Source organism: Sutterella sp., from assembly GCF_030539355.1.
Classification (GTDB): domain Bacteria; phylum Pseudomonadota; class Gammaproteobacteria; order Burkholderiales; family Burkholderiaceae_F; genus Sutterella.
Map to the genome: position 1 here is coordinate 1 of NZ_JAUNSF010000122.1, position 7864 is coordinate 7864.

At 64.7% G+C, this 7864-nt stretch carries 5 protein-coding genes and 1 tRNA gene; 4 read left to right on the forward strand and 2 right to left on the reverse strand.

Annotated features, from left to right (window positions below; all coding sequences use genetic code 11):
- Window positions 1-304: 304 nt before the first annotated feature.
- Both Q4F91_RS12065 and Q4F91_RS12070 read right to left on the reverse strand, forming a co-directional pair.
- A tRNA-Leu gene (locus tag Q4F91_RS12065) sits at window positions 305-388 on the reverse strand.
- Between the two features lie 52 nt (window positions 389-440).
- On the reverse strand, window positions 441-995 hold the full coding sequence (locus tag Q4F91_RS12070) for a hypothetical protein (RefSeq protein WP_303337967.1): 555 nt from the start codon (window positions 993-995) through the stop codon (window positions 441-443).
- Between the two features lie 319 nt (window positions 996-1314).
- Between Q4F91_RS12070 and tig the strand changes: the two genes are divergently transcribed.
- The 4 genes from tig to lon all read left to right on the forward strand — a co-directional run bounded on the left by tig (window position 1315) and on the right by lon (window position 7780).
- Entirely contained in the window at window positions 1315-2679 is a 1365-nt protein-coding gene (gene tig / locus Q4F91_RS12075; RefSeq protein ID WP_303337968.1) for a trigger factor, read from the forward strand.
- A gap of 364 nt (window positions 2680-3043) precedes the next feature.
- Window positions 3044-3634: an ATP-dependent Clp endopeptidase proteolytic subunit ClpP gene (gene clpP / locus Q4F91_RS12080; protein WP_303337970.1), complete on the forward strand. Its 591-nt coding sequence runs from the start codon at window positions 3044-3046 to the stop codon at window positions 3632-3634.
- Window positions 3635-3806: 172 nt separating this feature from the next.
- A complete protein-coding gene (gene clpX / locus Q4F91_RS12085; protein WP_303337972.1) occupies window positions 3807-5144 on the forward strand; it encodes an ATP-dependent Clp protease ATP-binding subunit ClpX in 1338 nt (445 codons plus the stop codon).
- A gap of 179 nt (window positions 5145-5323) precedes the next feature.
- Window positions 5324-7780, forward strand: a complete 2457-nt coding sequence (gene lon / locus Q4F91_RS12090; protein WP_303337973.1) for an endopeptidase La — start codon at window positions 5324-5326, stop codon at window positions 7778-7780.
- Window positions 7781-7864 lie beyond the last annotated feature (84 nt).

Here is a 7864-nt window from a genome sequence, read left to right on the forward strand (position 1 = left end):
CCACGATCACCACCATGAGGAAGGCGAGTGCTGCTGCGGCGGTCACGACCACCATCATGAGGAAGGCGAATGCTGCTGCGGTCATGACCATGACCACGAGCACAAGGAAGGTGAATGCGGCTGCGGCTGCGGCGGCAAGCACTGATCCGGCCGCGGGGACTGCCCCCGGACCTTCCGCCGTGACCTTCGCCTGAGGTCCGTTCCTCCTTGCGGGAGCGGACCGGACGAAAGTCCGGAAAACAGAAACGGCGCCTGAACACTGAACGTTCAAGGCGCCGTTTTCGTACTTTTCGTACTTGAATTCTGGTGCGCGAGGCCGGACTCGAACCGGCACGCCAGAGGCGTCAGGACCTAAACCTGGTGCGTCTACCAATTTCGCCACTCGCGCTTCCCCCTCGGGGGAGAGCCGCATTCTATAGGAAAGCGGCGGCAAAAAGTTTTCAGCGGGCGGACTGAGCCGGGGCGGTGCCGGCGGGAGCCGTCTCATCCCCGGCAGCCTCGGGAAGGGGCTCGGGGTGCGACCCCTGCTCGTAGAGCGAGAAGCGGGCGCGGTTGTACTCGCCCCAGGTGATGCGTCCCTCGAGGAGCTGGTTCTGGAGCTCGAGGATCATCGGGTCGCGCTCGGCGCGCGAGGCCGCGGCGCTCTGCGCGAGCTCAAGGACGCCCGACTCGATCATGATGCGGCGCGTCTCCTCGTTGAGCTCGTGCGTGAGCACAAAGACGCGCTCGGCCGCCCGTTTCTGCTCGCCCGTGATGCGCGTGCGGTCATTCATCATGGCCGCGGTGATGCCCGAGGGCAGGCAGGCCGTCTTGCGGAAGTAGGGCTGGTAGTCGCGGGCGACGCAGGCGGCGCGCATGCGGGAACGGACGTCATCGATGCGGTTCTCGTACTCCTCGGGCAGTCCCGGCTTCTCGACGGCAGGCTGAAGCGTGGCGGCGCAGCCTGAGAGCAGAAGAGCGACGAGCACAAGCGGGAGCGAGGACCTGAGGTGCATGGCGTGAGGATGTCCGGAGGTGAGAATTACAGCAACCACTGAAGTTTAGCGAAGCGGAAAAGAATGCATCACGGAAGATGCTTCGGTTATAATGCAACGCTTCGACTCAGGGGCCGCCTTGTGCACACGTTTTGCACAGGTCCCCGGAGCACAGAATTTTTCCGTTCCGCCCGGACTTCTGAGCCTCCTCAAGGGAAAGCTCTCGAAACCCGGACGGGCTTAACAACTATCTCGGGCCCCGCGCCGGGCAAAGCTCGAACTTAAGAGCGATCCACCGGCCCAAAGCCGGCGTCCGAATTTTTCAGTAAAGAACATAGCGATGACTGAAGAAAAGACTGAACAGGCTGTCGAGACCGAACAGGCCGCCGCCCCTGAGGCTGCCGCTGAGACGCCCGCGGTGAACCCCCTTGAGCGCTCCCTCGAGCTCTCCGTTTCGTCCGCTGAAGTTCAGGCGCTCGTCAAGAAGTATCTCCGCAACTACGCCAAGGAAGCCCGCATGCCCGGCTTCCGCAAGGGCCATGTCCCCGCGGCGCAGGTCGAGATGATGTACGGCCGTCAGGCTTACGATCAGGCTTTCAACGAGCTCATCGGCAAGGCCTGGGCTGAGGCCGCCCAGGCTTCCGGCCTCAACATCGCCGGCCAGCCGACCGTCACGCCCGTCGAGGGCTCGCAGGATGACGAGTCCATGAAGTTCAAGGCCACGTTCGAGGTTTTCCCCGAGATCGAGTGCCCGGACCTGAAGGCCGTCGCTCTCAAGCGCTACACCTGCACGGTTGACGAGGCCGCTGTCCAGAAGACGCTCGACGTGATGCGTCGCCAGCGCGCCAACTACGTCCCGGCCGCCGAGGACCGCGCCGCCCAGAAGGATGACCAGGTCACGGTCAACTTCCGCGGCACGAAGGACGGCGAGGAATTCGCCGGCGGCAAGGCCGAGGGCTTCAAGTTCGTCATCGGCGACGGCCGCATGCTCGCCGACTTCGACACCGCCGTCAACGGCATGAAGAAGGGCGAGAAGAAGACCTTCGACATGACCTTCCCGGAGAACTACGGCCCGGCCGAGCTCAACGGCGCCACCGTTCAGTTCGAGGTCGAGCTCACGGACCTCCAGGTCGCCGAGCTCCCCGAGCTCGATGACGAGTTCGCCCGCTCCCTCGGCGTCGAGGGCGGCGTTGAGAAGATGATCGCCGACGTCCGCTCGAACCTCGAGCGCGAGGTCGAGGCCCGCATCACGCAGAAGACCGAGAAGGAAGCCTTCGACGTTCTCGCCGACACCCTCAAGTTCCCGGTCCCGACCGTCGTGGTCGAGGAAGAGCGCAAGAACATGTGCAATGACTTCGCTCAGTCCATGAAGCAGCGCGGCATGAAGGACGTCCCCGAGTTCCCCGCCGAGATGTTCAAGGAAGAGGCTGAGAAGCGCGTCCGCAACGGCATGTTCCTCTCCTTCATCGTCGAGCAGCAGAAGCTCCAGCCGTCCGAGGAGCAGATCACCGAGCGTGCCAAGCTCATCGCCGGCTCCTACGAGGCCCCGGATGAGGTCGTCAAGTACCTCACGACCGATCGTCAGCGCCGTGCCGCCATCTCAGCCCAGGTCGTGCAGAAGAACTTCTGCGACTGGCTCCTCGGCCAGGCGACGACCACGGACGAAGCGGTCGAGTTCGACAAGGTCATGTCCGGCGCTTTCTGATGAAGCGCTGATTCCCTGCACCGAAAGGCCGCCGGCCGCGTTCTGAATGAAAATCCGGGACGCGGCGAGCCTCGGGCAAGAATCTGACATAGATCGGCAAGGCGCCTCCGGGCGCCTTTGCTATTTTTTAAGCGTGGAGACATCCCCACTTGGGGATAAGTCTCCCCGAAAGCGGATTTCCGGCACACGGAGGAGCTGTTTCGCGCTAATGTGCGAACGTTTGTCTCATCCGACGGAAGCGCCCCGGCGAGGAAGCTCGCCGCCTCCGGGCCTGACGTCCCCGAAATCCTTTCATGAAGACCGAGGGCTTGCCCGAGCGGACCGGAATGCCGGTCCCGGGGAGGCCCGACACGGCGGAACACCCATGTCTCTCGTACCTATTGTCGTTGAAAGCTCCGGCCGCGCCGAGCGCAGCTTTGACATCTACTCGCGTCTTCTGCGCGACCGCATCATCTTCCTGACGAGCGAGGTCAATGACCAGACCGCCTCGCTCATCGTCGCTCAGCTGCTCTTCCTCGAGAGCGAGGATCCGGACAAGGACATCTCGCTCTACATCAACAGCCCGGGCGGCTCGGTCTCGGCCGGCATGTCGATCTTCGACACGATGCGCTTCATCCGTCCGAAGGTGAACACGATCTGCCTCGGCATGGCCGCCTCCATGGGTGCGTTCCTGCTCGCCGCCGGCGAGAAGGGCAAGCGCTATGCGCTGCCGCACTCGAGGATCATGATTCACCAGCCGCTCGGCGGCGCCGAGGGCCAGGCGAGCGACGTGGAGATCCGCGCCCGCCAGCTCATCCTGATCAAGCGCCAGATGAACGAGCTGATGGCCGGCTTCACGGGCCGCTCCTACGAGGAGCTCGTCCGCGACACGGACCGTGACAACTTCATGAGCGCCGAGGAGGCGCTTGAGTACGGCCTGATCGACAAGATCCTCACCACGCGTGCGGATCTCTGATCGGCCGAGGAACACAAAACCTTCCCCCCGGACTTGCCCGACGGGACGCGCCTCACCCGAATGAACGAAGGCGCGCCGCCCCTGAGGGTCCGGAGAACCCTTTGAAACGCACATCCCGCCTTTTCGCGCCCGGACGCCGGGCGGCCGGGGTGTGCGAAGGAAGCAAGAAAGAATGTCCAAACGCTACTGCTCCTTCTGCGGCCGTGAAGAGTCGCAGTGCTCCGCGCTCTTCCAGGGTCTGCACGGCGAACTGCTCTGCGGCGAGTGCGTGCGCGCCATGGCCTCGGAACTGAAGGACGCGACGGGGGCGGGCTCCCAGCCGGGCGCCGGGGCCCCTGCCGAGGCGGCGAAGGAGGAGACCTTCCCGCAGAAGGTTCCGACTCCCCGCGAGCTCTACGAACTCCTTGACAGCTACGTGATCGGGCAGGAGCGCGCCAAGCGCACGCTTGCCGTGGCGGTCTTCAACCACTACAAGCGCCTCCTCACGGCCGGCAAGAGCGAGAAGCTCAGGAGCCTCGAGGACAAGGTCGAGCTGCAGAAGTCGAACGTGCTCCTGATCGGCCCGACGGGCTCGGGCAAGACGCTGCTCGCGCAGACGCTCGCCCGCGCGCTTGACGTGCCGTTCGCGATTGCGGACGCGACGACCCTCACCGAGGCGGGCTATGTCGGCGAAGACGTCGAGAACATCGTCGCCAAGCTCGTGCAGGCCGCCGACGGCGACATCGAGCGCGCCCAGAAGGGCATCATCTACCTCGACGAGATCGACAAGATCGCCCGCAAGAGCGAGAACCCCTCGATCACCCGCGACGTGTCGGGCGAGGGCGTGCAGCAGGCGCTCCTGAAGCTCGTCGAGGGCACGATCGCCTCGATGCCCGTCAAGGGCGGCCGCAAGAATCCCGGCAAGCCCATGATGGAGGTCGACACCTCGCAGATCCTCTTCATCTGCGGCGGCGCCTTCGACGGCATGGAGCGCATCGTCCGCCACCGCACCGAGAAGAGCGAGATCGGCTTCTCGGGCACGGTTGTGAGCAAGCATGACCACAACCTTACCGAGCTCTTCCACCAGATCGACACCTCCGACCTCGTGAAGTACGGTCTCATCCCCGAGCTCGTCGGCCGTCTGCCGGTGATCACGGTGCTCGACGAGCTCGACGAGGCTGCCCTGGTCGAGATCCTCACGAAGCCGAAGAACGCGATCGTGCGCCAGTACAAGGTGCTCTTCGCGATGGAGGACGTCGAGATCGAGTTCACGCCCGAGGCGCTCAAGGCGATCGCGCATCAGGCGATCGAGCGCAAGACGGGCGCCCGCGGTCTGCGCTCCATCATCGAGAAGATACTTCTTGACACGATGTTTGACGTTCCCGGTCGCGGAGATGTCGCTAAGGTGGTTGTCACCGAGGCGGCTGTTCTCGGAAAGGCGACCCCGGAGCTCGTGATGCGTTCTCCGGCCGAGATCGCCGAGAAGTCGGGCGTGCCGGCTCCTGCGGGAGCGGGCCAGGCGGCGAGCTGAGCGACGGCTCGTACCTGATCCCCGGGCGCTCACGACGACGGCTGCGGGCACTCCTCTCTCCCCGAAGGGGATCGGAGGGGGCCGCAGCCGATGCCGTCTCATGAGGGAGCGGCCTTGAAATTCAGGGCCTCCGTCCCCATATAAACAGTACTTGTTGACATATCCACTGGGTAACTGCTTTGAACGATCAGAATTCCAATACTCCCGAACAGAAGCCGCAGGCCATCGGCCCGCTGCCGGTGATCCCCCTGCGCGACATGGTGGTGATCCCCAATGCCATGACGACGGTGTTCATGGGGCGTCCGCTTTCTGTGCTCGCCGCGGAGGCGGCCATGCGCATGCATTCCGGTCGGGTGATCCTTCTCACGCAGCGTGAGAAGGGCGTTGATTCCCCCGAGCCGAAGGATCTCTGGGACATCGGCGTGTCGGGCGAGATTGATCAGCTGCTGCGTCTGCCTGACGGTTCCGTCAAGGCGCTCGTGCACGGCACGGAGCGCTGCGTCGTCAAGGAATGGACGAACGCCTCGGGCTTTTTCAAGGCCACCGCGGAGGCTCTCCCGACGGAGAACAAGAAGGCCGCTGACCTGCCCGCCTACCGCCGCACGCTCACGAAGCTCCTGCAGGACTACGCCTCGACGGTGAAGAAGCTCTCGAGCGAGCACCTCAAGCCCGTCACCGAGGAAGCCGACGACATCCGCGCCTGCGACGTCGCCGCGTCCTTCGTGCCGCTCAACACGGCCGAGCGCATCAACTTCCTGCGCGCCGCCGACATCTCGGACCGCTATGACCTGCTCATCGGCGTGCTCAACCGCGAGCTCGAGAGCGGCCAGATCGAGAAGCGCATCCAGCTTCGCGTCAAGGGCCAGATGGAGAAGAACCAGCGCGAGTACTACTTGAATGAGCAGATGAAGGCCATCAAGAAGGAACTCGGCATCGACGGCGAGGATGACGACACCGAGGAGGAAGCCGCCCTCGAGCGCAAGGTGCGCGAGGCCGGCATGCCCGAGGCCGCCGAACAGGCCGCGCTCGCTGAGTTGAAGCGCCTGAAGAGCATGCCGCCCTCGTCGGCGGAGGCCTCCGTCGTGCGCAGCTACGTGGACACGCTCCTTGACATCCCCTGGACGAAGAAGAGCCGCGTCTCGCGCGACATCGCGCGCGCCCGCCGCATCCTCGACGAGGACCACTGGGGCCTCGAGAAGGTGAAGGAGCGCATCCTTGAGTACCTCGCCGTGCAGAAGCGCGTCGGCAAGGTGAAGTCTCCGATCCTCTGCCTCGTCGGCGGCCCCGGCGTCGGCAAGACCTCGCTCGGCCGCTCGATCGCCCGTGCGACGAACCGCGAGTACGTGCGCATGGCTCTGGGCGGCGTCTCGGACGAAGCCGAGATCCGCGGCCATCGCCGCACCTACGTGGGCGCCATGCCGGGCCAGGTGATCAAGCACCTCATCAAGGCCAAGGTGAAGAATCCGCTCTTCCTCTTGGACGAGATCGACAAGATCGGCATGAACCACCGCGGCGACCCCGCCTCGGCGCTCCTCGAGGTGCTCGATCCCGAGCAGAACAACACCTTCGAGGACCACTACGTCGAGTGCCCGTACGACCTGTCGGACGTGCTCTTCGTGGCGACCTCGAACAGCTACAACATCCCGCCGGCCCTCCTTGACCGCATGGAGGTCATCTCGCTCTCGGGCTACACCGAGGACGAGAAGGTCCACATCGCCGAGCGTCACCTCATCCCGAAGCAGATGCGTGCGAACGGCGTCAAGGACAAGGAGGTGAAGATCACCGAGGGCGCGGTGCACGACATCATCCGCTACTACACCCGCGAGGCGGGCGTGCGTGCGCTCGAGCGCTCGATCGGCAAGATCCTGCGCAAGATCGTGCTCACCGAGCTCGAGGAGAAGAAGGCCGATGTGAAGCTGCCGATCGAGGTGACCGAGGCCAATCTCGAGAAGTACCTCGGCGTGCGCCGCTACAGCATCACGGTCGCCCAGCGCGAGCCCCAGGTGGGCATCGTCAACGGCCTCTCGTGGTCCGAGGTGGGCGGCGACATCCTCATGATCGAGGCGGTCGCCTACCCGGGCAAGGGCGCGGTGCTGCGCACCGGCATGCTCGGCGACGTGATGAAGGAATCCGTCGAGGCCGCCCGCTCGGTCGTGCGTGCCCGCGCGCAGAGCTACGGCCTGAAGGCGGACATCTTCTCGACCACCGACTGGCACATCCACTTCCCCGAGGGCGCGATCCCGAAGGACGGTCCGAGCGCGGGCGCCGCGATCACGACCGCGATGGTGTCGGCCCTCACGAAGATCCCGGTGCGCTCCGACCTCGCCATGACCGGCGAGATCACGCTGCGCGGCGAGGTCCTGCCGATCGGCGGCCTGAAGGAGAAGCTCCTCGCGGCCCAGCGCGGCAACGTGAAGACCGTCCTCATCCCGGACGAGAACATGAAGGACCTCACGGAGATCAAGGAGGACGCCCTGAAGGGCCTCGAGATCATCCCTGTGAAGCACATCGAGGAGGTGCTCCGTCACGCTCTCGTGCGCATGCCCACTCCGATCTCCGACGAGGAGTACCTCGCCTCGACGATCCCGCCGAAGGTGAACGCTCCCGCGACGCCGTCGATGCAGACCTCGGCCTGATCGACAGGGCGGCCTGAAGGCTGAGACGACCCGGAACGAAAGAGAGAAATTTCGTCCCGGGTCGCTTTTTTTCGGGATCATTCA